14 protein-coding genes are annotated in these 23,128 nt (G+C 42.7%); 6 read left to right on the top strand and 8 right to left on the bottom strand.

Annotated features, from left to right (window positions below):
• Nucleotides 1-278 precede the first annotated feature (278 nt).
• Nucleotides 279-2,336, top strand: coding sequence for an FAD-dependent oxidoreductase (locus PN499_RS20525; protein WP_272034107.1), 2,058 nt, complete (start codon nucleotides 279-281; stop codon nucleotides 2,334-2,336).
• A 602-nt stretch (nucleotides 2,337-2,938) separates the two neighbouring features.
• The gene (locus PN499_RS20520; protein WP_272034105.1) at nucleotides 2,939-3,529 is read left to right on the top strand and encodes a DUF4145 domain-containing protein; all 591 of its coding nucleotides are present in this window, start codon (nucleotides 2,939-2,941) and stop codon (nucleotides 3,527-3,529) included.
• A 118-nt stretch (nucleotides 3,530-3,647) separates the two neighbouring features.
• Here the strand turns inward: PN499_RS20520 and PN499_RS20515 are convergent, their stop codons facing one another.
• The 3 genes from PN499_RS20515 to PN499_RS20505 all read right to left on the bottom strand — a co-directional run bounded on the left by PN499_RS20515 (nucleotide 3,648) and on the right by PN499_RS20505 (nucleotide 5,968).
• On the bottom strand, nucleotides 3,648-4,823 hold the full coding sequence (locus PN499_RS20515) for a homocysteine biosynthesis protein (RefSeq protein WP_272034103.1): 1,176 nt from the start codon (nucleotides 4,821-4,823) through the stop codon (nucleotides 3,648-3,650).
• Between the two features lie 117 nt (nucleotides 4,824-4,940).
• On the bottom strand, nucleotides 4,941-5,579 hold the full coding sequence (locus PN499_RS20510; RefSeq protein ID WP_272034101.1) for a Uma2 family endonuclease: 639 nt from the start codon (nucleotides 5,577-5,579) through the stop codon (nucleotides 4,941-4,943).
• A 194-nt stretch (nucleotides 5,580-5,773) separates the two neighbouring features.
• On the bottom strand, nucleotides 5,774-5,968 hold the full coding sequence (locus PN499_RS20505; RefSeq protein WP_272034099.1) for a hypothetical protein: 195 nt from the start codon (nucleotides 5,966-5,968) through the stop codon (nucleotides 5,774-5,776).
• Between the two features lie 189 nt (nucleotides 5,969-6,157).
• Here PN499_RS20505 and PN499_RS20500 point away from each other — a divergent pair, with 189 nt between their 5' ends.
• From PN499_RS20500 to PN499_RS20490, 3 genes are all read left to right on the top strand, one after another.
• Entirely contained in the window at nucleotides 6,158-7,480 is a 1,323-nt protein-coding gene (locus tag PN499_RS20500; RefSeq protein WP_272034097.1) for a class I SAM-dependent methyltransferase, read from the top strand.
• Between the two features lie 130 nt (nucleotides 7,481-7,610).
• Complete coding sequence (locus tag PN499_RS20495) at nucleotides 7,611-8,180, top strand: type IV pilin-like G/H family protein (protein WP_272034095.1); 570 nt, start codon at nucleotides 7,611-7,613, stop codon at nucleotides 8,178-8,180.
• Between the two features lie 161 nt (nucleotides 8,181-8,341).
• Nucleotides 8,342-10,582: an O-linked N-acetylglucosamine transferase, SPINDLY family protein gene (locus tag PN499_RS20490; RefSeq protein WP_272034093.1), complete on the top strand. Its 2,241-nt coding sequence runs from the start codon at nucleotides 8,342-8,344 to the stop codon at nucleotides 10,580-10,582.
• A gap of 64 nt (nucleotides 10,583-10,646) precedes the next feature.
• Here the strand turns inward: PN499_RS20490 and PN499_RS20485 are convergent, their stop codons facing one another.
• The 5 genes from PN499_RS20485 to PN499_RS20465 all read right to left on the bottom strand — a co-directional run bounded on the left by PN499_RS20485 (nucleotide 10,647) and on the right by PN499_RS20465 (nucleotide 22,157).
• Complete coding sequence (locus PN499_RS20485) at nucleotides 10,647-11,681, bottom strand: FkbM family methyltransferase (RefSeq protein ID WP_272034092.1); 1,035 nt, start codon at nucleotides 11,679-11,681, stop codon at nucleotides 10,647-10,649.
• Nucleotides 11,682-11,697: 16 nt separating this feature from the next.
• Nucleotides 11,698-18,585 carry an FkbM family methyltransferase gene (locus tag PN499_RS20480; protein ID WP_272034109.1) on the bottom strand — a complete coding sequence of 2,296 codons (6,888 nt, stop codon included), beginning with the start codon at nucleotides 18,583-18,585 and terminating at the stop codon, nucleotides 11,698-11,700.
• A gap of 144 nt (nucleotides 18,586-18,729) precedes the next feature.
• Nucleotides 18,730-19,113, bottom strand: a complete 384-nt coding sequence (locus PN499_RS20475; protein ID WP_272034090.1) for a tetratricopeptide repeat protein — start codon at nucleotides 19,111-19,113, stop codon at nucleotides 18,730-18,732.
• Nucleotides 19,114-19,374: 261 nt separating this feature from the next.
• A complete protein-coding gene (locus tag PN499_RS20470) occupies nucleotides 19,375-20,295 on the bottom strand; it encodes a DUF6999 family protein (protein ID WP_272034088.1) in 921 nt (306 codons plus the stop codon).
• A complete protein-coding gene (locus PN499_RS20465) occupies nucleotides 20,295-22,157 on the bottom strand; it encodes a beta-ketoacyl-ACP synthase III (protein WP_272034086.1) in 1,863 nt (620 codons plus the stop codon). Before PN499_RS20465 ends, PN499_RS20470 begins: the two co-directional genes overlap by 1 nt.
• A 68-nt stretch (nucleotides 22,158-22,225) precedes the next feature.
• Between PN499_RS20465 and PN499_RS20460 the strand changes: the two genes are divergently transcribed.
• On the top strand, nucleotides 22,226-23,041 hold the full coding sequence (locus PN499_RS20460; RefSeq protein ID WP_272034084.1) for a HEAT repeat domain-containing protein: 816 nt from the start codon (nucleotides 22,226-22,228) through the stop codon (nucleotides 23,039-23,041).
• The last annotated feature ends 87 nt before the right edge of the window (nucleotides 23,042-23,128 follow it).

The raw sequence follows: 23,128 nt of genomic DNA, 5'->3' as shown, positions 1-23,128 counted from the left end.
GTAAGGGGGAGATGGGGAGGATGGGGAGGATGGGGGAGATAGGTAATTAGCAATTAGCAATTAGCCATTAGCAATTAGCAATTAGCCATTAGCAATTAGCCATTAGCAATTAGCCATTAGCAATTAGCCATTAGCAATTAGCCATTAGCCATTAGCCAATTAGCCATTAGCCAATTACCAATTACCAATTACCAATTAGTAATATTACCCTGACGCGATCGCCAAAAGACCGTATAGTGCAGAATGAACATTTGAGCGCGATTAGCCTCTCAATTTCTATGTCCAAACTCAACACACCATCTACCATGCAGCGTCAAGTGCAAGGCAAATCACTGGTAAGCCTCACCCTCAGCCTGATCTCCATAATTTCAGCCATTAGTCCCGCAATAGCCGCACCTCCCCGCACGCCAGACAAAGAAGAAAATTGCGACATTCTGGTAGTAGGTGGTGGGCTTTCAGGTGCGGCCACTGCTTACGAAAGCTTACTCGCAGGTCGCACTGTTTGCCTAACTGAAATTACCGACTGGGTAGGCGGGCAAATTTCCGCCCAAGGTACCTCAGCACTTGACGAACGTGAAACCCAGCGATCGCTATTATTCTATCCTCGCGGCTATCTAGAATTGCGATCGCGCATCCAAAAGCATTACGGTAGACTCAATCCTGGCGGCTGTTGGGTCAGTAATTCTTGCTTCATGCCCTACGATGGCCATAAAATCCTATTTAAAATGTTGCAAGATGCCGCCAAAAAAGGCAAAGGTACGCTTAAATGGTTTCCTAATACAGTTGTCAAAGATTTAGACATTTCCGGGAATCAAATTAAAAACGCGATCGCGATTCAGCATCAACCAGCCACAGGTACTCCTCCTATTAACGCTGAACCTCTTTCTCAAACCATCGAAGATGCCTATCGATATGAAAATTCGGCGCGATTTAATAAAACCATTATTCGCTTCACCCCCAAGCAGTCAAATAAACCTCAGCAAACAGCTAAAACGGCTAATTGGTATGTCATAGATGCCACCGAAACAGGTGAATTAATCGGTCTCGCAGACGTTCCCTACCGCCTGGGGATTGACCCCCGTTCCTATCTAGAACCTTCTTCAGCAAGTCCTAATGGCGATCCTTATTGTACTCAAGGTTTTACCTATACCTTTGCAATGCAGGCAACTAAGGAACCCCAGACTCATCAACTACCCTCATTCTATCAACAATATGCTCCCTACTACAGCTATGAATTGCAACGATTAGCTAGTTTTCCCCTAGTATTCACCTACCGCCAAATTTTTAGCACTAAACCAGATCAAAAACGACCTCCAAACCCTAGAGACTTTCCCATCTATCCCGGCGATATCTCCATGCAAAACTGGACTTGGGGCAACGATTATCGACCTGGAACTTCCACAGATAACTTGATTTATACTCGCGAACAATTGCAAGCCGCAGGTCAATTGCAACCTGGAGGCTGGATGGGCGGTTTACGGACAGAAACTTTGCAGCGTGGTGAAGAAAATGCCCAAGGATTTTTCTATTGGCTAGCTGTAGGTACGACTGATTCACAATTAGGCAATGGCGTGAAAAAGCCTTACCCAAATCTCAAATATTTGACGGGTTTAGATTCGCCGATGGGAACAGTACATGGGCTTTCTAAATATCCTTATATGCGGGAGGGAAGGAGAATAATTGGGCGACCAAGTTTGGCTCAACCGCAAGGTTTTACTGTGTGGGAAGTGGATATGTCTCGCAATAACTTCGCGACTGATTTTTATCGCCAAAATCTATCTCCTGAACAGTATCGCGATTTGTGGTTAGCTTTAGGTGGCTTAGATGCGCCTGCTTTGGCAGTGGGAGATCTATCTGTGGAGGAAACAAAGGCGCGATCGCGCTCTTTTATTTATCCTGATTCTGTGGGAATTGGTCACTATGCGATCGACTTTCACCCCTGTATGACTAATAGCCCCCCAGAAGCACCAGGTAATACTGAACGCGAAGGAACTCGCAAGGGTCAAGGTGAAGCTTATCCCTTCCAAATTCCGCTCAGAGCCTTGATTCCGCAGAAAATTGATAATATGTTAGTCGCAGGGAAAAGTATTGCTACTAGCCACACTGCGGCCGCTGCTTATCGCGTACATTCTTTTGAATGGTCTTCGGGTGCAGCGGCCGGAACTACTGCTAGTTTTGCCCTAGAAAAGGGGATTCTGCCTTATCAATTGGTGGATGAATTACCTTCTTACGAGCCTGATTTGGAAGCGCTGCAACGGCGGTTAGAGCAACAGAAAAATCAGATTGCTTTTCCCGGAACTTCGATTTTCAATAGTTCTTGGCAGAAGTGGAAGTAATAGGCTGCTTGCACAAATCTTGAGGCGATGAAAAGAGTTGTTGGCGAATTAAAAATTTGTGCAACCAAACCTCCCATAATCGTCGCAAAAGAGGTATAATTAGCCAGAGGTAAAAAGAGCCGAAAAACTAGAAATAGGGGTCTAGCCAATCGGAATGTTGCGCCAGAAGACCCCCAGGATAGGTAATATAGCAACCGCTTTCGTCGGTTAGGGGGTAGGGGCTAGGGGAAGAAGGGAATAGAATCAGCGAGTTTGGTGAAACTCAGAACGTCCTAACCACCTTGGCGGTTGCTATCTATCGTTTACGCACATGATTTCTCTAAATAGGCGTTGTCTGAGTATGACGGTAAAAATACGTTATTGGCATTAAGTTCTGTGCCATTTCAGGTTTCGTTAGGGGATATTTACGATCGGGTGGAGTTTGAGTCTGAGGAGTGATTGCGATCGCGTTTCCGTGCAGCTTGTCCAGTTTTTTTAGTATTCGGCTGGATAATTACTCAGATCGGATAACCGTACTCTAGCTGGGCGGTGCTTTCTAAACTGCATTTTTTGGCAGAAGTTATAGTTAAAAAGACGTTTAGACTCTCTATGGAGTGTAGATTATGAGCCAAAATTTGAATTGGGAAAATAGTAAAACTGATTTAGATTCTCGTAGTTATATTTGTGGACATTGTGATAATAATATAGTGACGAAAGAAGGATATGTTACTACATTTGAAACCGACTGTATTTATATATGTCACTTCTGTAAAAAACCGACTTATTTTGATGAGTCCGGTAAAGCATTCCCTGGTATTCTTTTTGGGAAAGATGTTGCTCATCTACCTGATGAAGTTTTACATCTTTATCAAGAATCTCGGAAGTGCACGAGTGTAGGGGCTTACACGGCTGCTACTTTGTGCTGCCGGAAAATATTGATGAATGTAGCTGTTAATCACGGGGCAAAAAAGGGGGAAACGTTTGTATATTATATCAATTTCTTAGAAGAAAAAGGACATATTTCAAGTAAAATCAAAAGCTGGTTAGACCATATTCGTAAGCAAGGAAATAACGCAGCACATGAAATAGAAAGTATAAACCAAGATGATGCTGAAACTTTAATAGTTTTTATTGAAATGTTGTTAAGAAGTCTTTACGAATTTCCAGAAATAGTAAGCAAACACAATTCTAATCCTCCTTCTTCATCTCCTTAGCTCCGGTGCATTTCAGCTAGTTTAGTTTGTGCCGATCAATCGCATTTCCCTAAAAATCATTCAATATTACTCTCCCCCACAATTTCAGCTTTAGCAGGCGCGATCGACTCAGCAATTATTAGTCAATTCTCACCTGACTACCCCATAAATCTTGAGGCAAAAAAGCCCTTTCCATCGGAATGTGAGCAACTGGCTCAGTCAGGGTAAATTGTCCCTCCTCAATCCACGTTTTGAGCTCCAAAGCTACTTGACGGGAGAGGTAAAAACTAGCAAGGGGAGCCACCCTGACAGTTTTACCTTCAATAGTAATACGGCCTGTTTTGAGTTGAGCATAAGTAACTAAACCAAAGGTAGGACGCACCCGCCGAGGGATAGCAAAATCTACTACTGGTGCTACAATATCTTTGTCTTGTATGGCGCAACGGGCAACTACTTCTTCATTTAAAACTGGCAGAGGAATCCCAACTCCTAACATTATAGATGGGCCGTAATTTTTGAAATAACAACCTCGTACCCATTGGGAGTTCATCTGTTTAGCATCACCAATTAAAGCTAGGGTGGCGGCGGGGCCGATGGGAGTACGATTAGGAAGACGTTTTTGTAAGGGGAAATGCTGGGTTCCTTCCCAGGTAACGTAGCCGATCGCACCGCCCAGGAAAATGCGCGTACCGATACCTACAAGCTGTAAATCTGGGTCGTTTAGCAAGGGAGAAATGGCTCCAGGGTTGGAGTAGACGGCGTTACTGAGATGGGGTTGTAGGGGGCCGAGGTAGGTGTAGAGAGTGCGATCGCCTCCATTCACGCCCACGATAAAATTTTGGTAGATGTTGCGGGGATTAAATAGGTAAAACTGGTTAATCGTGTCGCGGGTGATGGTGGTTTCAAAGGAGGCGCGGGGGTAACAGTCTGTGGCTTGGCCTACGGCTCGTAGTTGTACGGGTTTGCCAGCGATTAGGTCTTCGATGACGTGGCCGCCGCCCCGTTCCCGCGATTCTTCGCCGTCTTCGGCGACTTGGGTGGCTCCCAGGTAGAGGTCTACGGCTCCGAAGCCGGAGTAGGCTAAAACGCCGTCTAGCCAGCAGGAGCGAATTTTAATTGGGGGGTCAGTGTGTCCCAGGTTGATGATCGCCCCGGAGGATTCCATCGGCTCAAACGTGCCGGTGGTAATTACGTCTACTTCTTTGGCTGCTTGGGTTGTGCCGATTTCGGCGACTCTAGCTTTAAGTTCTTCTACTGTCCAGACTACGGCTTGCTGACGGCTGATTTTGTCGTTAATTTCGGCTATGGTTCGCATTAAGTTTAAAAGTAATTAGTAATTGGTAATTGGTAATTGGTAATTGGTAATTGGTAATTGGTAATTGGTAATGGCTAATTACCCATCCTCCCCATTTCCCTCTCTCTTCCTCTTTCCCTAGTCCCTAGTCCTGAGCATCGTAGTCCCTTCTTCAAAAACTTGTTCTGCTGTCAGTTGCAATTCTGGAAAAGTTGGAGATATGATGCGATCGCTTCCCCGAAATTGATTAATTTGGTACTCGCCGTCAACCAATTCATAGACAGCGATTGTGGGTTGTTTGGGGTTGCCAATAAACCGTTTACCGCCTAAGCCGAGATAGTCTACAATCCAGTATTCAGGAATGCCCATTTCTTCATAATCAGCAAATTTACTAAAGTAATCATCCCGCCAATTAGTGCTGACTACTTCAATTACTACAGGAATTGAAATAGCTTGAGTAACCGTTGAAGCTTCCTTCCACAGAGGTTCTGATGCTAAGTTAGGGCGATTTAAGATCGGAATATCTGGCAAGTAGCCTGACTCTCTAGCGGGTGCTCTAACTAAGGCTTGTTTGGGGATGAAATAAGGAAGTTTTAGTTTTTCGTACTCTACAACCAGCTTTGTTACTAAAAAGCCAGTAACTTCTTCGTGTTCTCCTAATGGTTGTGCCATCTTGACAATTACTCCGTTGTATAGTTCATATCGATGTTCGGAGTTTTCTGGATACCAGTCAATAAATTCATCGAATGATACTGCTTTTTGTATGGTTTGAATCATGGTGAGTGTTTCAGTTGCTTGGGATATTTATACGGTCATCGGGAGAATGCTTTTCGTATTCTATTCTAATCTTTTCTTGATGTTCAGCAATGCGCTTATTCAGGGAGCGAATTGCCCTTTTGTGGTTGTTCTTGCCCATAAAATCCTAGATCTCCCTACAGTTTAGCTTCTGAGGGCGATCGCGTTTCCCAGGTTCAGCTTGCTTTAAGTGGTTTGATGGCTCTCCAGCCCAGGAGTGCTGCTAGGATAATGCTAGGGGTTAATATGGCGATGAGGGCGATCGCATTGCTAGAGGGTATGGATAAGCTAGGGCCGCCGTATTTGATGATCAAGGAGAGGGCGGCGGAGAGGGAGAATATTTTGAGGATCGGGCTGATGTTGGTGTTCATGGAGGTGGTAGTTACTTGTATAAGCTGCTATTGAAATTATTATTGCAAGTATGTGTTGCGGCTGGGCTGGCAGTTTGTGGATGGGGAGTGGGCGATCGCTTTTTCCCAGCGAGGTGCGGATGAGGTACCTTTACATATTAGAATAGGGAGTACCCCAGCACAATTTAGCAGTATCAGGAGCGATTCAGAATGGACAGCAAAGAATCAGAATTAATAGATAAAATTCGTCAACAATTTGATAATGCCCCTTATCCTAGAATTCCCCTAGAGACATCTCCTAAGAATAACTATCAGACTCTCTATATCCATAATTTGGCAACAGCTTACTATATAAGAAATCAAAAAGTTATAGAAACCGAAGGAAAAGTTATTTTAGATGCCGGCTGTGGTAGCGGGTACAAATCGTTAATTTTGGCAGAAGCCAATCCCGGAGCCAAAATTGTGGGTATCGATTTATCAGAAGAGTCTGTTAAGCTAGCCCGACAGCGCTTGCAATATCACGGGTTTGAGAATATTGACTTTCAGGCTCTGTCAATTGAGGAACTGCCTAGCTTAAACCAACAGTTTGATTATATCAACTGTGACGAGGTTCTTTATCTCTTGCCAGACCCAGTTGTCGGATTGCAAGCTATGAAAGCAGTTTTGAAACCGGATGGAATTATTCGGACAAACCTCCACAGTTCCCTACAGCGACGTTCTTTCTTTGCAGTTCAAAAAGTATTCAAAATCATGGGATTTATGGAGGATAACCCTAGAGAAATGGAAATAGAGTTAGCTAAAGAAGTTATACAATCTCTAAAGAATGACGTGGCTATTAAGGCAGCAACATGGAATTCTCCATCCGAAAAAAATGAAGAATGGATGCTGGCTAACTATTTGCTGCTGGGGGATAAAGGCTATACTGTACCTGAAGTGTTTTCAGCATTAAGAGCTGCTGATTTAGAATTTATTAGTATGGTGAGTTGGCGGTTGTGGGACTTGACGGATTTGTTCAACGAGCCAAATAACCTACCTGCGTTTCTGGCAATGAGCTTGCCAGAAACTCCTGTCGAGCAACGGCTGCACCTATTTGAACTTTTACATCCAATCCATCGTTTGATAGACTTCTGGTGCGGTCTTCCCAACCAAGCTGAGTCGTTTTTACCAGTTTCGGAATGGACTGTGGCTGACTGGCAGCAGGCAAAGGTGCATCTACATCCTCAGCTCAGCACTCCCCAGTTAAAAGAAGATTTGATTAAATCTATAGCTAACCAGAGTTCCTTCGAGATTAGCCGTTATGTTACTTCGCCAACCTTAGTACCGATTTTGATAGAGAGCGGTATGGCGGCTTGCTTGCTACCTCTGTGGGAGGGCACGCAGCCAGCGATCTCCTTAGCGGAGCGCTGGCTCAAGCTTAGACCCGTAGACCTTGTAACCCTTGAACCTGTGAATCAGGAGAGAGCCTTCAATGAAATCAAGGAACTCTTGATGAGCCTAGAAGTCTTTCTGTACGTGCTTTTGGAGCGTTCTTGAGAGTCCTGTACCTTTTACTGAGGCTGCTAAAAACATTTTTGTGGGCAGTGATATGAAGTCGATCGGAAGTGGGTAAGTTACATACAAGAGTTAGAAATCAAGCATCCCACCCTTCTAGGAGAAACAACCAATGAAAACTGAATTTAAAGCCAGATTCTTGCAACACCTCAATCAAAAAAGACAAGATAAGGGTTTTACCCTGATTGAACTGCTAGTCGTTATCATCATCATCGGTATTCTATCTGCTATTGCTTTGCCTTCCTTCCTCAACCAAGCTAACAAAGCCAAGCAATCAGAGGCCAAGCAGTACGGTGGTTCGATGAACCGCGCTCAGCAAGCGTCTTTCGCTGAAAGCGGTAAATTTATCGGTTTTGTTCCTGGGTTAGGGCTTGGCATTAAAACACAGACTCAGAACTACACATACTCTATTATCCCGGCTGCAACAGAGGCAGCTCCGACTCTTGCTACAGATACCACTGTGGTAGGAAATATAGCACACGGTCAAAGCAACGTACTCAAATCTTACTTGGGAGCAGTAGCACTAATTCAACAAGGTGGTACTGAGAAAACTAGCACGGCAGTCCTGTGCGAGAGTACAGCAGCAGGCGTTGCTGCGCCGGCGGGCGCAGCGGATGCTGCGACCATTGCTGCTGACAACATAAACTGTAATAATACCAGTTGGACAGTAGTGTCGAAGTAGATAGTTTCCAAGTAAGAAGTGTGTCAAAGTTAGTATTGTTCCTGCAAGCCTAATCTGAACATTGTCAAAAAGTGGGTAGTGTAAGCTACACTACCCATTGCTGTTAAATTAGGAACTTGCCTTAGATAGATATTCAGGGAAGATAAAACTGATATGCTACTATGACAACTTATTTACAAAATATTTCATCCAATAGTCCTAGTCATTGGCAGCAACAGGCTAATCAATATTTAATTCAAGGGAATTACAGTCAGGCTGCAAACCTCTACGAGCAAGCAATCGCAACGGAGCCGGAAATCAAGTCCTACTACTGGCACTTGGGGTTGATGTTGCTGTTGCAGGGGCAAGAAACAGAAGCTCAGACAACTTGGCTGCTGGGCATGGCAGAGGGCGAGCCAGAACTAACAGAAGAATGGACAGCCGAATTGGTTGAGGTGCTGCAAAAAGAAGCCGATCGGCGAGAGGGCTTGTCAGATTACTCCCTTGCTTGGGCGATCCGGCAACACATCCGGGAAATAAATCCGGCAGACATTAATAACCTGTTGCGTGCGATCGAGCTTTCTATCCGACTTGAGACGTTTACACCAGAGGAACTGACTTCTACAGGCTTGATTGAATTGCTGGAGTTGGAGCCAGGGATAGTAGTAGCAGACACGGTTCAATTGATGCAAGTGCTGCAAAGAGTTTTGGATTGTATTTCTGCACACCCGTCCGCTTTGAAGTTTGCAGAAACCTGTATAGCTCACGTCCACCATCCTCAAATTTATATTAACATTATTATTGCCACCTGTGTTGAACTTGGGTATATTTTAAAGTTACCTAGATTAGCAATAAACTATATTGAATTAGGTTTGCGTTTAGCTCCTGAGCAGCCAGAGTTAGTCCGCCACATGGCGAGTTTTTATCAAAATTTAGGTGAATTCGATGAAGGCATAAAAACAGCGAAGCTTTTCTACTCATTACAACAGAAATTACCCGCCAAAGTTTACGCGACTCACTTAATTTTACGGGGGTTGATGAGTGCGGGCGGATATTGGTCTGAAGCGATTTCGACGCTCGAGCGCCTCCACTCGCTCTTAGAGTTGCTAATCGCTGAATGTCCGACCTCGCTACCATCCTCTACAGTCTGTGACTTATTTGTTACCAGCTTTTTTTTCCCCTATTTTCAGGACGATCCGAAAAATAACAGAAAAATAGGCAATCAATTGGCTCAACTGTGCCAGAGCAACGTTCAAAACTATGCTAAGGAGCAGATAGAGGGATACTTGCAGCGACAGTTAGTTCGCAAGAGCCTTGGTGTTTCTGGCAAGCCTCTGAAGATTGGCTACCTATCCCACTGCTTGAGGAGACATTCTGTGGGCTGGCTAGCGCGATGGCTGTTTCAGCATCACGATCGCGATCGCTTTCAAATTCATGGCTACTTTATCGGCTATAAAGAGGAAGAACACTTTTTACAAAACTGGTATGTCAATCATGTTGATAAGCCGTATCGCTGCGGGATAGTCAGCACAAATATTGCGGAGCAAATTGACAAAGACGAAATTGACATTCTGATCGAACTTGACAGTATTACTTTAGATGTGAACTGTGAAGTGATGGCAATGAAATCGGCACCGATACAAGTTACTTGGCTAGGTTGGGATGCTGTAGGATTGCCTGCAATCGACTATTTTATTGCCGATCCTTACGTTGTACCGGAGTCTGCTCAAGATTATTATAGTGAAAAAATTTGGCGCTTGCCCCAGACTTACATAGCTGTAGATGGTTTTGAAGTGGGAGTACCGACTTTGCGCCGCGATCGGTTGAATATTCCGAGCAATGCAGTCGTATACCTCAGCAGCCAGACTGGGTACAAACGGCATCTAGATACAGCGCGATTACAGGTGAAGATTTTGAAGGAAGTCCCTAACAGTTACTTTTTAATTAAAGGCGGGGCTGACCAAAATTCAATTAAAAAATTATTTAACCAGCTAGCAGAAGAAGAGGGTTTGGAGGGCGATCGCTTGCGATTTTTGCCAGCAGTTAGTTCAGAGGAAGTTCACCGAGCTAACTTAGGTATTGCCGATGTAGTTCTGGATACTTATCCCTATAATGGAGCCACAACCACTCTAGAAACTCTTTGGATGTGCATTCCCTTAGTGACGCGAGTCGGGCAGCAGTTTGCAGCTCGCAACAGCTACACTATGATGATGAATGCGGGGGTGACAGAGGGTATTGCTTGGAGTGATGAAGAATATGTAGAATGGGGAACTCGTTTAGGAAAAGATGCAGCTTTGCGGCAGCAAATTTCGTGGAAACTGCAACAGTCCAGGCAAACTTCTCCGCTTTGGAATGCTCAGCAGTTTACTCGTGATATGGAAAAAGCCTATGAGCAAATGTGGGAAATTTATCTCCAAAGTTAGCATTATCGAATTGCCTTTCCAACAGAGATGATTTCAATGACGTTGCTGCTGCATAGGAGTATCTTCAATCAAAAGGAGAAATCGACTGCTGATTGAGCGATTGACTTGCCTGGAATGAGTCAACATCGCGATCGCTAATGTAATCTTGAATTCTTGCCACGACAGGCAGGGAACCTAGTCCTTGGCTGACAAGCTCTGGAAATTGAGCCAAACTCTCAACGATATTGTTGGCAAAGTTATAGTGAGGGTTGCTGCCGTACTCCAAAGTTAAATACTCTAGTAACTCTAGAGCATAGTCGGGAAAATTGAGAAGATCCGCCAGGCAAGCTAACTTGAGAATTTTATCTGGTGTTTTTAAGGGGCTGTCAAGGTCATGTTGAATTAAATCCCGAAAATAAAAAGCATCTCCCCAAAGCAATTGACCGCTTCGGACTGCTGAGCTAATAGGTGTTCTAGCACGAAGCCGATATGCTGGTTCTAAATCAAATAGTGTAAAACCTTGTTTTCTAAGATGGGTGTCAATATCAGCAAACAGGGGCTGATCTGAGTATAAGTGTGAAAATTCTACTTCAGCCTGAACCGCTAGAACACTTCGGTTTAAGATTTCCGCAGCACCTTCTAAAACCTGAAGTTCTGCACCTTGAACGTCAATTTGTAGGAAATCTATTTCATCAATTCCTTCCTGGTGGCAAAACTCATCTAAAGTGGTGGTTTCAAGTTCCATACAAAAATCTAAGTTTACAAGTTCGGGTAGTCCAGAAAAACGCTCCAAGTAAGGTTCATTAGGTGGATAAAGCGAACTGCACATAGGATGTTGTGTAACATAAAGTGTAGACTCACCTACAGACTTTGCTAAAGCTAAAGGAATATGTTTTTCAGTCCAATTGACTTGTCGTGCTTCAAGGTCAGCATTGGCAGCTTCGCAAGCATCTGCATCTGCATCAAAACCGTAGATAGTCAGCCGAGGTGCAAAAATATTCCATCCCTGGCTGCCGTAGTCATCTTCGCTACTTAATTTACGACAGCCAATATTACAGAGTGTCATGTAAATCCGGTCTAAATGACCGCTTTTTTTCAAACTGTTGAGAAAAACAGGCATAAGGAATCCCTTTGAATTATGAAAAATTTTCGGATAGATTTAGAGATTGTAAATCATTAAGATGGCTAGGTAAAGCGATGACATTAAGGTTTCCTTGCAAATCTTCAGCAGAATCTACAGGAAGCAACTTTTGCAAATAAGGTTGATAGATAAATAATCGATATCCTCTACCTCTGAGATAATCAGCAGCAGCTAAATTGCTGCGTTGGCCTACGTCGGTATTTTCATAAAGGATTACAGGGGAAAATTCAGACAAAATTTTGTCGCTACCAGTCAATACAGAGAGTTCATGCCCTTCTGCATCTATCTTGAGAAAATCTACTGTGCTTAGATTTTCTTGTTCAATTAGGCTGTCGAGAGTAAAGCAGGTAACATCTTCAAAGGTGCCCGGCTGCATTTTTTCAGCAGATTCGCCAACCACAATTTTGTTGAGTTCACTGGCCCGAGAAAGAGACAACCGAGCTTTTCCTTCACGATCGCTCGCAGCGCCGGCGCAAACTTTCACCCAATCGAACTTACCGATTTTACAGCTTTCTTGTAAACAGCGAACGCAGCTTGAAAAAGGTTCGACTGCTAAAACACGACCCCTAGATCCTACGCGGCGAGCTGCACTAAAGGTGTACACCCCCACATTCGCACCCACATCTATAACCGTCATGCCTGGTTTGATCGAATTGCGCCAAAATTCCATTTCTTTTTCAAACCAGTCTCCTTCTGAAATCAATACTCCAGTCGCATAACTTTGGAAATTTGATTCAACCGCCAATAACATTTGGCCATCAAATGGTACGTAAGTGAAATAACTTTCCAAGTTTAATTCTGTCCATCTCCACTCTAGAGCATGAGTTTTATTTTTGTATAAATTGCGCGCATAATTTAGCCAGTAATTTGCTTTTTCTGTCTGTTCTAAATTTTTGTAGGCGAGGTAGAGTGCTTGCAAAATCGGTGCTGAATCGGGAGCTTTCTGTCTAGCGCGGTGCAGGTATAACAACCCTTCCCATAGATTGTTTATCAAGCTTGATATTCCCAGCGTTAAATTGATTGAAATGGAATCAGGGAAAACTTGAGATGCTAAGTTTTTGATGAAAATTCCTCTCGTGTTGTAAGAGACAAGTAGTGACCGACACAGCACTTCTGTCAACAACATAATTGCTTGAGTATAACCCTCTTTTGCTTGTATAATTGGAGTGATATTTTCGTTGCGGTAACTTCTCAAATTGTTATTTTTTTCAGGTAAATATACAATAGCGGGCTGAATGTTATTAACAGAGCTATCAGCATAGTGGAGAGTATCGATAAATGAGGCCAGTGAAATTTGACTGGATTCTAATATTTCTCCTGTCATGCCAAGCGTTACAGCAAGATGAGCAGTACAGAGAGGATGCTCGCGTAACTCTACTCCTCTATTTAAAGCTTCTAATGCCATATTAAAATAGAGTTCTTTGACGGATAAGTCTGGACAACCTTCGGCTTGTATCAAGGCTACAACAGCAAAATTATTCAAATCTACTGCGGATACAGGATTGTCCCAAGATGTAGTTTCAAGACTTGACTTTATGCCCAACCAAGTATTTAAATCTAGAGTTGGACAATTTGTTTTAATATATTCTAAGTAGCAATCAACAGGTGATTGTTCTTGAAACTCTGTTTCTGTTTGAGGATTTGTCAGAGATTCTCGCTCTAGAGAAATGAACTTCCAATCTCCTGTTTCTGAATGAACAGCTCGCCTGTGGCTGAAGCTATCGAGATCGCAGGAAGGGATGCTTTCTGCTTTGATGGCTGCGATCGCCTGTTCATTTTCGTTCTCCAGAGCAAGTTTAGCTTGTATTCTACCGAGTAAAATATCCCACTGCCTTTGCTCCAAATTTCTCACTAACGATATTTCGGCAAATTCAGTAACGTCTAAATCTTCTTCCATCAAAAGATTCATGGCAACACCTGATAAAGCCAGATTTGCCTCTTCCTCAGAAATGTTGGCAGTATCTAGGAGTAATGTCATCTTCATTCTGTCAGGGTGAGTAGCGATCGCCCTAATCGCTTTTGTCAAATCTGTGCCAATAGACTCTTCTGATGCTGACCACTCTGGGAAAATGATTAAATTAATTTTCCTCAGCTTTAAAGCTGGGAAAGCAGCATCTATCAAAGTCGTGCTAACTACCCTTGCCATTTTTGACCAAGAAAACTTTTTGGCTTGTTCTAGTCCTTCTGCGATTAAAGCTCTGCGGACATTTGGCTTTTGTACCTCGCAAAGTGCCTTTGCAAGCTCGTTAAAGTCAGTATCGCTCACATATAAGGCTGCTTTACCGGCAACTTCAGGGATAGAAGCGTTAAGACAAGTAATGACGGGACATCCACAAGCGATCGCTTCTAAAATTGGTAGACCAAAACCTTCATATTTTGAAGGATAAACGAGAGCAACTGCACCAGAGTAGGCGAAACTCAACTCGCGATCGCTAAGTTCCAGTATATGAACTGCACTACCTGATGTATATTCTCTAAACTCATCTTTAAATGGGAAACGTTTCCCCGTACAGACAATATCAAATGCTTGTCTTGTAGGAAGTTGACCAAAAGCTTGAAAGAACAAATCTGTATTTTTATGAACATCTCCAGCACCCACCACAAGGAAATAAGGTTTGAATATCCCGTACCTGGTCTTAAAATAGCTAATTTCTTCTTGATTTGCTGGCGAAAAACTGCTGGCGACTCCACAATGAGCTACGGCGATCGACTCCTCAGCAATATTTGGGAAAAATTTGATTAAATCGGAAGCGGTATTTTGAGAAATTGCAATATAAGCTGATGCGTGGTTAATAGCGCGATGCTTTTCTCGCCACATTGGCTTGTCCAGGTTAGCCCCCCATACTTCGGGAAGCATATCATAAGCCATGAATACAGAGGTTGTGGCGATCGGGGTTGTGTAGTAAGTCGAGATAAATAAGTCTGCTTCCTGTTCGTCACAAACTTGCTGGAGCATTTCGCGATCGGCATCTGTGCTGTCATAACTATAAGCCGGAACAGGACGGTAATTAATACCCGGTATTTTTGGTGCTGTTTCGGCGCGATCGAGCACAATTATATGCTTAGCAAAATCCTGATTCACCCACTCTTCTAAAAGCGATCGCCACACGCGAGCAATTCCCGTATTGTAAAGCTGGAAAAACACGCCGTCCACAATAATCGTGGGGGGCTGTTGGGCAAGCGTAGTTTGCCTTTGCATCTTTTCTGGCTGCACGAAATGCCACTCATTACTATCCTTTTCTCGCCGTGCGATCGGTGCTATTCCCAGTGCCTCTACGACATTAACCAGCGTTCCGTCTGACACCCAGGAAAAATAATTGCCTAGACGCACGGGAAAACTCGTTGCATCTTGCAGAGACATCCATTCTGTCACTGCATTTTTGTAACCGTAATACCGTTCCTTAAAGCGCAGTTGCTCAGGTGTCACATAAGCAAAGTGTTGAAACACCAAGCCTAGCCTTTCTGTTTCTTCATGGAAAAAAGGATTGACAGTAGCAATATCCCTAACTTCACCGTCTGCCAAAGGCTCAACTAAACAGGGGGGCGAATGTCTTTTCCACCTCGCTCCCGGTTTATACCTCCAAGTCCGCAACCATTCCTGCTGGGGGTGCTGAGAATAACATTTACGAGTGCTTACAGCCAGGTTTTCTCCGACAAAAAACCAGCACCAGTAGTAAGCTGCTGTTTTTTCTGGATGGTCTGTAAACATTTGCCGAACAGTACAAATCTGCTCAACAGTCCACAGTTCATCTACATCTACTTGCCACAGCAAGCACTCCTGATTAATGCTTTCTAGGGGTGCATTGACCATTTCTAGTTTTCCATCCCAGAAAACTCCCGCAGGTTTCCGATAAATTGTTATATTCTCTGGATAGAGCTGCGCTAGTTCATCTAAGTATTCTGTTGTCCCGTCCTTGCTACGGCCATGAGCGTGAAGATCGTCGGTAATCTGCCCGCCGAATTTCAGCATCCAAGCACTATCGTGTTTTTGCTCAGCTACTCCCTCAATAATATGCCAGTGCCACTTGAAGGGCAGTTGTTTAAATACTTCTATGTGGTAGCGGATAAAAGGCTGGCCATTGAGGACGATTGTCAAAAAGTTAATTGGCATATAATTACGCAAAATCGTTTCGCTATTCCACGGATCGAAAGGAATAAGTTTTTGAGCAGACAAATGCGGACGAAAGAAATATTTGCCTTTTTCGTTGAGCATACAAGCTGCAAAGGAAAATGAGCTATTGGAAATTGCTGTGATATCGCACTGGCTCAATAAATAAAAATCTGGATAAAATTCTGCTTCCGGTAACTCCAAACCTAAATCTTTAGTCGTGACAGGATTATACTCCTCAAAATCACTTAAAACTTTTTCCGGTTCATCGCTGGCAATAAATAGTATTGGTTCGTCGAGGGTTTCCCACAAACCTTTTAGCCATTGTTTGTACCATTCGCTCAGCGCGATGAAGAAATGGCTGTAGCCGTAATCTCCCCGCCGCAAGTGCAAACCGATAAGGGTTTTGCCGCGCGCTCGCAAACAATCCAACGCCTCCTTCATTTGAGTTTCTATTGCCGGCACAGGTTGGAACAGAGACCGAAAATACTCCTTGTGCGCTGCGTAATACTTTGTATGGTACTGAAAATAGCCCCAGAAATCCACATTTTTAAATATTTCTTTTGTATTAGGTATGCGAGCTTCTAAAAGGTTATTAGTTTCTTCGCTAATTACAGGTAAATGCTGAGATATCGGCGGCTCTTTGCATCCAAACAGATACTGACCAATCCAGGCTGGTGTCTCTACTCTCAAGTTATGTTCTTTTGCGTATATTGTCAAAAAAGCATACTGAAATATTTGATTGGCAAACCGCCCGTTTCTGCCAAGCGTGGATATTGTAATTACTGGCTTTTTCACATAAAACGCATCACCCCAAGATGGATGGTATGGTGTTGCAGTTGCGGCGCGATCGAAGCCATGAATCTCTAAAAAATCATCTATATCATCAATTAAAGCACATCCTTCATACAGTTCTTCATAATTAACTTCCGTGTTAATTGCTTCAATGTGTTTAAGAAGGTTAGTGGCTCCCTGCAAAGCTAACAGCTCTGCACCTTGAATATCAATGTTTAAAATATTAAAATCAGCGGGATTGAGTTGCATTTCTTGCAGTAGTGTATCGATGGTTCTTGACTCCAAAATTACACGCTCAACTTCCTTTATTTCTGGATAAACCTTTTGATGCTCCTTCAAGGGCAATATTGAACTACTTTGATCCATAGAAGTTACATATAATGTGCTTGTGCCATTGATATTGCTAATTACACAATTCACCGCTAGCACATTAGACAAACCAGCTATATTCGTTTTCAAACGTTCAAAGACAGCAGGGTTGGCTTCAACAAACAGTACCCTTTCCACATTCATTGCTCGATATCTTGCAATTTCCTTGCCTTCGTGTGCCCCAATGTGAATAATGCCGCGCGGTGTAACAGAATGTTTTATGCAAAGCTGCTGCAAATCAAGGAGATTTCGTGCTTCACTCACAATCAAAGCTGTGAATCTCTCATTCACGGCTAAAAAGTTGCTATACTCGTAGTTCTCATATTCCGGTAAAAACTGGGGTAATGCTTGTAAAGCATTGGGCAGTATTTTAAAGATTGTGTAACGAAACTTTTGTAAACGATCAAATACTTGTTTTAATGTGATGTTGGCATCGACAAATGTTCCACCATACTCAAACTGAATATAATCTACTTTGCCTTTTTGCAATAGGTTAGTTGCTCCGTAAAGGACTTCTAGCTCACCGCCTTCTGTATCAATTTTCAAGAAGTTTATCCGCTTTATGCCCCTTGTTTGGACATAATCATCAAGGGTAGCTGTTAAAATCTGAAATGGCTGAGGCGACTGAATATTATATTGTTTTTCAATGTCAAATCGGCGGTGAAAGGTACTCCACCCTGAAAATTTTTCGTAATAATAAAATTCCCTAATTTCCTGTTGATGTGCTATTGCCAAGTTGTTTAACACGAGTTGACCGCTTTTAATCGGTTCAGCTAGGTTTTGTAGAAGAGTGTGATATATTGGCGGTGCAGGTTCAAACAAATGGATTTGAACGTCAGAGCATATGTTTAATACTTGATTTGTCCAACTACCTATGTTTGCCCCAATATCGAAAACCACATTGCCAGAAGCAATAAAATTTTCTATAATTTTCAATTCATAGTTATTTATAGATTCTGCGTTATTAATATTATTATTAGCTCCTCCAGTGCTTTGAGTCCGTTGTTCCTGTTTCTCGCTGCGTGTATTGCCTAAGCTTGTGTTCAAACATTGACAATACTGAACAATTAGTTCTTTAGCCAGTGCCGGAACAGCAATAATAACATCATCAACAATTACAATATCCCGGCTGTTTTTTCCTGAATTCAACAAATTTAAAACTGCACTAATATCCGGCCATTGTTGATGTAAATGGGGCTGCGGTGGAGGAGATAAAAACAATCTGGCATCATCAATAAAAATAAAGTGTTCGCAGTCGGAGCGGTTGATAACTTCGATTTCTGCTATTAAGGGACACTCATCCCTTTCCCCATAAGTTAGCCCTCCGCTCCAATGAGCGTCAAGCCAGAATAAACTCGAGCTTTCAAGCTGTGATACTGTACTATCAAGCAGGTTTCTGCTATCACCATACAGAAAGTCTATGTTTTTGATATGACCATATTTTTCTGTAACTTTTTGATAAATGTCTTGAGAATACTCTATTGTAAAAACTTGTTCAAATATTTGGCTTGCCCAGTATGCTGTATGACCTTGATAAGTTCCTGTTTCAATAAAATTATTAATCCCGTAAACTTCTTTCAGTTTGTATATAATTTCGGTCGGCGGCCCCATGCGTATTATGCCCATATTCAATCCTTTATAAAACTAAATCAGCAATTTGAATTATTAAGAACCATTTAATTTAAAAGTTATCAATCTACTGTAATAACGACGAGTTTATCGATCCTCACATTTCACCCCTCCCCCTAATCCTTCCTACTTCCCCTTCACCCGCCCCAACAATACCTTATAATCAGCCCGATCGCGATGCAACTTCACCAACTTCTCCAAAGGCTCAACAGCGCCCTTGTTATTCCCCATCTGCATCCGCACATCCGCCAACCCCTCCAGCGCCGTCTGATTCTCCGGTTCCCGCTGCAAAACTAACTCATAACCCCTTTCCTCATCAGCCAAGGATAATGCTTTAGCAGTCTGAGCCGGAACAAGTCGAGGCCGATTCAAACCCTCTAAGAAAAGCTTACCAATCCCAAAAGCCGTAGAACCAGCAAAGGAAACAATCGACACCAAAACAAAAATCTGCTTAACCCGCTGACTCCGCATTTCGCGGGCTTTATTGTATTTTTTCCCTAAACCTTCCATTCACAATACCATGCGATCGCTACCAACCAGGCACTAACAAAGTACCTATCTCTATGCTGCCCAACTCAGAACCAAAAGCGATCGCGCCTCACCAATTTAAAATTTGATATTAGTCCTTCGGCTATATACCACAAACTCAAATATTTGTCAAGTATTTAGCAAACTAGCTAAAAAAGAGTAGCGATCGCACCTATTTACTGCACGTCGATCGTGACTTTGAGTCACGAACTCACCCTCTACGCAATTTCTAATATTTAAACTTTACTCTACCATCTGCTTGCGAATCTCCAGATAGCGGTAAAGATATTCCGACACAATACCGTGTAAAAACAAATCGCGAGCTGCATTAAAAGGACTATTTGGAGCAAGAGGTTGACGATTTCTAATTACATGATTCCAGTCATAATTATCCGTAATCTGACTGATATAAATACCAAAGTTTTCATCTAACTGAAGCGAGATTACTGCCCGCGCAAACTCATCGCTAGTTAAACAAAGAGAATAAAACACTTTAAACAACTCAATCGCAGATTCCAAATCTAAAACCCTCAACCAGCGGCGTTTATGAAAATCAATTTCTACTTCCGCAGGTTGAATGCTATAGTAGTTAACTCCGCGCTTTTTAATCTCCTGTAACCAATTAGGATTATTTTGCATTGCTTGATTGTAATCCCAAACAAAGTTATAGAGAATTAGGTCATGTTCCAAAAAAGCATTATTAGCTAAATCGTCAACAGTGCGCGGATAGAGATTTGATTTTTGAATCTGCGGATCGGGGCCGTTATCAATCAAAAAATTGACAATATTGGAACCGAGACAAATATGCCGCACAATCAAATAACAAGCTTCAGGAGAAACAAAGTTATTCAAGAAAAATGCAGCCGACTTGTGCATTAAAGTGTAAGCACTAAATTGAAAGGGAAGCAAGCGCTTCACCGTCATAATTACAGCCAGCAACAAGTTCGCAATTATTTTAATAGGAATCAGTAAATAACTGCGAGTCCAGTTGTGTAAATCCCGAATCATGTAAGATTTTGCGACCAAATCCACGGGGATAGACTGATCTACAAAAAGCACGTCCCAATGATTAGGATTTAATCGATTGTAAGGTTGAGGACTGTAGGGCAAATTGCTCTTAACTTCTGTTAGATTTTCAGTCTTTTGAGGTTGAATAATTTGCATTAGCGAATTTCCTCCAGTTGCAGTAGGTATAAACGAGCAGTGACTTGAGCAGTTTTAACAATGCGACGGGCAATCCCGTCTGTCATCCATTCTGCATTAATTAATTCCTCCAACTTACCAAGATGCGATTCATCATTCACTCCGTGATAAGCTAGAAATGACACTTGATCTCCTCGCAAACCCAGGGTTTCTTGAATCTGTTTCGCCCACTTGCCAGCAAGCTGATTCCCCAACCCTTCAATAATAAATATACTCCCAATTAAGTCTACTGGATTTTCCTGGGAGGCTTGGTGAAAGATAAATGCTGATAAAGCTTCGCTACCAATATTCTTTTCACTTCCTACAATTTCCCCCAATTCGCCGCCAACAGAAACGTAATTTCGCTCTAACATTTGAAAATCTCGGTGCTCGTCTTGAGCATGGCCGATAAATGTAGAGCGGAGGCGAAAATCAGTCATGTAAGAAGCAGCACGAGCAATCCAACGGGCTCCTTCTACAACTTGCGGCCGGAGATTTCGCAACAGAGCTTTATAATCTTCAATGGTAAATTCTCCCCCGTGTAATTTCCGTAGAATTGGTACGGAGCGCAATTTTCGCTCAAATTCTAGCCAAACTAATGCTAATTCTCGCAATAAATAGGCTTGGGGAGAATCAAGCCGTGCAGGTTTAAAGCTGTCAAGGGGAGAGGTGACAGGCAATTCAGTTAAATCAACACTTGCGGTAACTTCAGGTAAATTTTCCACAACGGTTAACATCATATAAGCAGTAGTAAATCGACCGCTTTCTGGTACAAAACAAAAGATTTTTTGTCCGGGCTGCAATTTGCCAGAATTAAAGAGTTCTTCCAGCATTAAGTAAATGGAAGCACAACCTGTATTTCCCCTGGTATAAAGGTTAGTAAACCATTTTTCTTCAGGAATCATACAGTCTGCTTTTTCTAGCAGTTCCACAATTTGCCCCCGGAAGAAGTGGGAAGAGTAATGGCAGAGCAACCAATCGATTTCCTGGGGGTTAACGCGGCCTGCTGCAATTAACCGCAGCCATCCTTCTACTCCTAATTTTATCACATTATCTAGCAATCGAATATTCTGGCGCAAGTCAAAGGCTCCGGCTGCGGCTGCATCTGCGTAGGAGGGGTAATCTAACCAGCTTGTTTTTGAGCTTTCCTCTTCTAAGCCGGAATACATACAAATGGGATAAGCATTAGCATGGGAAATTAGTTCAATCCATTCTATTTTTAAACTAATTCCTGTAGTAAGAGGGTGATTTTGTAATAAGAATGCGCCTGCACCGTCGGAGAGCATCCAGCGCAAAAATTCGGTGTCAAAGGGAAGAGATCTCCGAGTTTTAACTGAAGTTTGGGTTTCAAATTTAGTGTGTTTGAACAAGCGAGATGCAAACTCAGAAGCAACCGCAAGTGCAGTTCGCCTTTTGCCTAATTGTAGTTGAGAAGCGGCGTAGTTTAAAGCGGCTATTCCCGCACAGCAAACGCCTTGAGTTGAAATAATTTCTAAAGGAGGTAATTCTGGCAGTTCTCCATGCACCATGCTAGCAAATCCAGGTACTAATAAATCTGGGATGGTTGTGGCGCAAGCAAGCAAGTCAATGGTGGCTGGTTCTAGATGGGATTTGGAGATAGCATCCCGCACGGCATAGGCGGCCATTTGACTGTTAGAATAGAGAGTTTTTTGTTCTTTGCTAATGGCATAATAGCGCTGTTGAATGCCATTGCTTTTGAGAATACGTTGTCTGACTTTAGAGGGGCGATTGCCTATTTTTCCGAGATAGTCTTCCATCTCATCGTTACTGACAGGTGAGCCTGGTAAAAATTTGCCGATGTAATTAATGTAAGCGTACTGCACGGAGAACACCTCTCAAGTTACAAATTAAGTCTATGTTAAACTAGGCTCGTAAAAAGTAGGTAACAATAATGGATGAGTTAAGCTGTGAAACGCTGCTAAGTTATTGTGATTCTGATGATTATGCACTGCAAGTAAAAGCACTCATAGAGCTTCCTCGTACTGATTTTTATGAGGCTGTCCCAAAAATAATAAGATTGCTTAAGTCGCCTGAGTCAGGTATTCGCTCGTGTGCGGCTGAGGCTTTAGGGTATCTGGGAATAGAAGATTTAGAAACTGTTGGCCCTGAACTAATGATTTTACTTGAAGATCCAGAAGAAATGGTTAGGTGTGAAGCAGTCGAAGCTCTTGGATCGCTTGGTTATACTCCTGCATTTGAAGCTATAAAATCTTTGCTAATAAGTGACTATTGGTGGGTAGTTCGTGCATCAGCAGCAGAAGCCCTTGGGTATTTAGAAGAACCTGAAGCTTTAGAAACCCTAGAGCTTTCACTCTATAATACTAATGAATACGACGAAGTACGAGGTTATGCTGCTAATTCTATTGGTCTTTTAGCCACGCCGCAGATATTACCCAAACTAGAAGACTATATCAATTCAGAGTTTTCTCTCAGCATAAAAGCTGAGGTAATGGGAGCAATTTACCACCTTGGCAAGAAAGAATATCTCAACTTATTGTTGGGTTTATTGAACGATGCTGATGAACTGCTAGCAATCGGGATCTTCAATATTTTAAAGGATTTGAAAGAGCGAAAGCATGACTCAACCCTTGCTGAGGATGCACCCGATATAGGCGAAATATTGAGGGCGATCGCGCAACGCTTTCCGATATTGCAACCCACATTCCGCAGATGTGACTTAAAATTTTTTATCAGTTGTGAAAACTGAGAGCCAATTTTTTTTTCATTTAACTTATGCGGTTTTAAAGTCACGACAGCCCGTCAAACTTACCTAAATTAGGTAAATTGAAATAAT

Source organism: Kamptonema animale CS-326 (assembly GCF_028330895.1).
GTDB lineage: Bacteria > Cyanobacteriota > Cyanobacteriia > Cyanobacteriales > Microcoleaceae > Kamptonema > Kamptonema formosum.
This window is presented reverse-complemented; position numbering and strand designations above follow the sequence as displayed.

Coding starts and splice junctions, on each gene's coding strand:
- PN499_RS20525 (WP_272034107.1), top strand. CDS start 279: ATGTCCAAACTCAACACACCATCTACCATGCAGCGTCAAGTGCAAGGC.
- PN499_RS20520 (WP_272034105.1), top strand. CDS start 2,939: ATGAGCCAAAATTTGAATTGGGAAAATAGTAAAACTGATTTAGATTCT.
- PN499_RS20480 (WP_272034109.1), bottom strand. CDS start 18,585: ATGGGGCCGCCGACCGAAATTATATACAAACTGAAAGAAGTTTACGGG.
- PN499_RS20500 (WP_272034097.1), top strand. CDS start 6,158: ATGGACAGCAAAGAATCAGAATTAATAGATAAAATTCGTCAACAATTT.
- PN499_RS20505 (WP_272034099.1), bottom strand. CDS start 5,968: ATGAACACCAACATCAGCCCGATCCTCAAAATATTCTCCCTCTCCGCC.
- PN499_RS20460 (WP_272034084.1), top strand. CDS start 22,226: ATGGATGAGTTAAGCTGTGAAACGCTGCTAAGTTATTGTGATTCTGAT.
- PN499_RS20475 (WP_272034090.1), bottom strand. CDS start 19,113: ATGGAAGGTTTAGGGAAAAAATACAATAAAGCCCGCGAAATGCGGAGT.
- PN499_RS20510 (WP_272034101.1), bottom strand. CDS start 5,579: ATGATTCAAACCATACAAAAAGCAGTATCATTCGATGAATTTATTGAC.
- PN499_RS20485 (WP_272034092.1), bottom strand. CDS start 11,681: ATGCCTGTTTTTCTCAACAGTTTGAAAAAAAGCGGTCATTTAGACCGG.
- PN499_RS20495 (WP_272034095.1), top strand. CDS start 7,611: ATGAAAACTGAATTTAAAGCCAGATTCTTGCAACACCTCAATCAAAAA.
- PN499_RS20515 (WP_272034103.1), bottom strand. CDS start 4,823: ATGCGAACCATAGCCGAAATTAACGACAAAATCAGCCGTCAGCAAGCC.
- PN499_RS20470 (WP_272034088.1), bottom strand. CDS start 20,295: ATGCAAATTATTCAACCTCAAAAGACTGAAAATCTAACAGAAGTTAAG.
- PN499_RS20490 (WP_272034093.1), top strand. CDS start 8,342: ATGACAACTTATTTACAAAATATTTCATCCAATAGTCCTAGTCATTGG.